General features: G+C 51.6%; 3 protein-coding genes. All 3 read left to right on the top strand.

Annotation, left to right across the window (positions count from 1 at the left end):
- The coding region (locus tag ACJROR_RS03290; RefSeq protein WP_406545844.1) for a DUF6273 domain-containing protein at positions 1–614 on the top strand (614 nt) is incomplete at its 5' end.
- 89 nt (positions 615–703) lie between these two features.
- A complete protein-coding gene (locus ACJROR_RS03285; protein WP_406545843.1) occupies positions 704–2,281 on the top strand; it encodes a DUF6273 domain-containing protein in 1,578 nt (525 codons plus the stop codon).
- Between the two features lie 933 nt (positions 2,282–3,214).
- The coding region (locus tag ACJROR_RS03280; RefSeq protein WP_406545842.1) for an Rpn family recombination-promoting nuclease/putative transposase at positions 3,215–4,132 on the top strand (918 nt) is incomplete at its 3' end.

The following is a 4,132-nucleotide window of genomic DNA, read 5'->3' as shown; positions in this document are numbered from 1 at the left end:
ATATGCTGAAATTCGGGAGATGTCAGGTCGCCGCTAATGACAATGCAATATTCAAAACCCAAAGAACCATGGAGTGGCAGGTGCTGGATGTCTTCGATATTCCCGGGAATGAAGCGCTTCCGGCCGGAAAAGCCCCCGCCAAAGGCGCTTTAATTATCAGCCGGTACCCCGTTTTCTTCCGGGAATATCATAATCCCGGAACCCCGGAGGGCTGGCAGAGCTCAAAGCTGAACCATTATCTCAACCATGATTTTCTGAAGGAGTCGTTTTCATATACCGAGAACCTGCGCCTTCTTGACACTGAGACCGGCCCTGGTACGACCTCCCGGATCTTCTGTCTCAGCATTGATGAGGCCGAACGTTATTTCAGCGGCAATGCGGAAAGAGCATGTCCTCTTTTTGATTACGGTACAGGAGAGGTTAAAGAGAATACCCCCTGGTGGCTGCGTTCCTCCGGCGCGGATAAAAAGCAGGCGGCATTTGTCGCGGCAGACGGAACCGTGATGGGGGAGGGCTGCCCCGTGAAGCAGAAGCTCGCCGTGCGCCTCGCCACGAGAATCATTTTGGATGACGTTATTCGCGAGCGTTCTCCGGAAGATCCGTGGTCTGTGTAATCGGGCAGGGACCGGCAGGAACTTTTCATAAAGGACAAGCCGTCTGATTTTTCCGGCGGTTCCTGAAACCTTAAGGGAACTGCGCGGACTTGGGAATCACATCATATATGCTGCGAAGACTGCCTCTATACCTTGTTATCGATGCCTCCGCATCCCTCCGGGGCCGGCAGGCGGAGGTAAATATTGCGGCCAGAAGCATCATAAACGCCATCAGGAGCGACCTCTGGGCGGTGGAAGCGGTATGGATAGAGTGCCTGATCCTCGCTGACAGCGCCAGGGTATTAAACAGTCTCGCCCCGGTTTACTCCTTCAGCTTTGCGGATGCCGCTCCCCGAGGCGGTACGGCTGACCTGGGCGCATGCCTTAACGTTCTTTCCCGCGAGATCGCCGCGGCCGCCGCTCCTGAGTCCGGGGATCTCCCGGAGGAAAGGAGCGGGGATCTCCGCCCCCTCGTTATTTTCTTCACGGCCGGAATCCCCCGGGATGCCGTAAGAACGGGATCGCTGTCCCGCTTAAAAAACGCCGATGTCATTACCCTGCTTTTTTCCGGAGGGGGCGCCTCTGCACCGGTGCGGGAGTTTTCGGATCTTGTTTTTGAGGTAGGGCCTCGTGACGCCTGCATTGAGATCCTGACCGGAAGGATAATTGCCTATATCCGAAGCGCCGCCAGATCTTCCGACAAGCGGGGCTTTGTGAGCATGATGGCGGCCCCGGCCGGCAATCCTTCCTCAGAAAATCCCGCCGCAAATCACCCTGATGCTCCGGCGCCGGACAGCGATGCGGGATCCGGCGGGGACACAGCCTTCCGGGCGGTATTCGGGCAGGGGGAATATCAGTTTGAGAGCGGCAGTGATTTTAATGCCTTTATCGATAAACTGGCACGGGAAAAGCGCTTCCGCGATCTCCGCGAGATCATGGCCCGCTTCGGCCCGGCCCTGAGAGAGCTTGATCGGGATCTCTGGCGGGAGAACTCCTATGACCGGCTCAGCGCTGCCATTTCTCAGGCTTCCTTCATAGACCGGTTTATAAGCTCGTTTTCCCGCGCTCCGGCAGCTCTGGGCTCCGTTTCCGCTGGCGGCAGGAGGTATTTCGATCCCCGGCCGGGAGGGAGCGTGCTTTTCGGGAGCTGCAGGCAGCATGACCCCGAAGTTAAAACTCCCATAGAGTGGCTGGTTCTGGAGGTTTCCGGGGAGGGCATTCTCCTTTTAAGCCGGTACGCTCTTGACGCATTGCCGTTTCACTTCTGGAATGACGGGGCTTCCTGGAAGAAATGCGAGCTCCGGAACTGGCTTAACGGGAGCTTTCTGGAGGAGGCCTTCACCCGGGAGGAACGGCGGGCCATTGCGGTTTCCCGCATTGTCAATGACGATCCCCTCCGGAAAAAGACGGAGGTGTCGCAGGATCGGGTGTTCTGTCTCAGCATTGCGGAGGCCGGACGGTATTTCAAAAACCGGGCGGAGCTCATGTGCCGCTCCACGGCATATGCCAGAACCCACGAGGCTCCGGTAAACCTCCGTAACGGCTTCAGTCCCTGGTGGCTGCGTTCCCAGGGCCGGGATCCCGGCTATGTCATGCGGGTTAATACCGATCCCCGGCAGCCCATGCACTGGTTCTCGGCCCGGCAGCCCTGCGGCGTGCGTCCGGCGCTGAGAGCGCTTCTTAATTAAGACCGGGGCAGATAAAAAAGTTTGGTTTCAGGGTATCACCATCCTGAGATCTGCCTTAATTTTCTTCCGAAAACCAATCCTGCCGGAGCCAAATTTGTCTGGCTTTTACTCACAGCTGATGCTGAAGAATGCCGCTCTGACCTTCTTCTGCTTTTCCGGAATTTCTGTCCTTTCCGCTCCGGAGGTTCGCAAATGCGGCCCCATGAAACGGGGGACTTCCTGACGGCAATTCTTAACTTTTTGCCGGCTCCCTTTGCGTAAGACCCCTTTGCGTAAGAATGGCTGCGTAAGAGATGCCTGCGCAGGAGATTTTGCATAAGGTGCATAAAAGGAGCTGTTTCACAGAAAAACGTCCGGAACAGATGTCCGGCCCCGGCTTCCGAAATGCTTCTTTCCATATCGCATTGCTCTTCAGAACCCCGCTCCCGTCTATTCATGACGCCAGACAGTCTCAGAATCATCGTTTTGCGTTATGCGAGAGGCTTAAGAGGGCAGATTCTATTTTTCCCCATGCCATCCTGTGATCCGGGAGAGCAGCGCAACCACGCTCTTTCACGATATTACGGGAATTTCGGGGCATGTTAGCGCCTGTTTCGGATAGCAGAGATTCCTGCTGGCGCTTCCGGTGCCGTTTCCCGACATGCAAAAGGAAATTTCACAAAAGCCGATTTGTTACGTCCTTAAGAGCACTGATACGCAAAACTGTGCTCATTGTTAATGAAAAATAGCATTTTTGGAGCCGTAAGCGATCTTTTTGGAAATCCGTTCTGAACAGGTCTAGAAAATCTGCCGCATCTGCAAGGCATGGGAATAGTTATTATCATACATATAGCAAAGGTAAAAAAAGTATGAAAGTTAGTGATTTTTCGCTTTACAAAAGCAGAATCCCCCATATAATAGGCTTCGTCGTTAACAACCAATGAGGTGATACAAGTGGTAGAAATAGCAGAAAATCCCCAAACACAGGATGTTCCTGAAACTTCAGCAACCGATCTTACGGAATTAAAAGAAAAAGGGTGCATTCTGTATTCGAAAGTAAAAATTTACGATGTCGTTTTCAAGCGGTTTTTTGCGGTTGACGAAAACGTAAAAAAGTTTTACGAATCAGTAAGCAATCGGAAAATCAGGCTTGAAGATATTGAAAGAGTTACTTTGGAGGAAGGAAAATCCTTTGAAACGCAGATAGCCAACGATCTGGGTTTTCTGGTAAAAAATGACGATGGTCAGGATGAGTTTGTTTTTCTGGTAGAAGCTCAGAGCACCTGGAATGATAATATGCCGTACCGTTTCTGGGATTACCTTGTGGAGATCTTCCGGAATTATACCCGTGATCATCACTTGGACAAGCATCACAAGCGTCATTTTTTTCTTCCCCGGCCGTGCTTTTTTCTCATATACACCGGAGAAGGAGACAAGCCCGATAAGCTTAGTTTTGCGGAGAAAATGTTCAAATCAGGAAAGAGAGACGGTTTTGACCTTGATTTCGGCATCCATGTTATCACTTCGCCAGACAGCAAGACCGTGCCGGGACAATACGTCGGATTTTCCAAAAGCGTGTCACATCTCAGAAAAGAATGTGAAAATTACGGACAATTTATGAAAAAGCTTCGGGAAGAGTGCTGCAATAAAGAGTACAACCTTTTTGTTGATTTTATTGATGAACATAGAGCAGAAATGGAGATTGATATGGAGCAGGCATTTAGAAATGAGCAGGAATTTGATGATTTTTTAGACGAGAGAGACGCAGCAAGAGACAAGATAGTAGTTGCAAAAGCCACCCCGGAAATTAAAAAACAAACGGTTATCGAAACGGTTATCGGGCTTTATACTAAGGGTTTGCTCTCTGCCGAA

This window comes from Succinimonas sp. (assembly GCF_045225735.1).
In the GTDB taxonomy this organism is placed as follows: Bacteria; Pseudomonadota; Gammaproteobacteria; order Enterobacterales; family Succinivibrionaceae; genus Succinimonas.
Note: the sequence above shows the minus strand (reverse complement) of the source record. Positions and strands in the feature narration are given on the sequence as shown.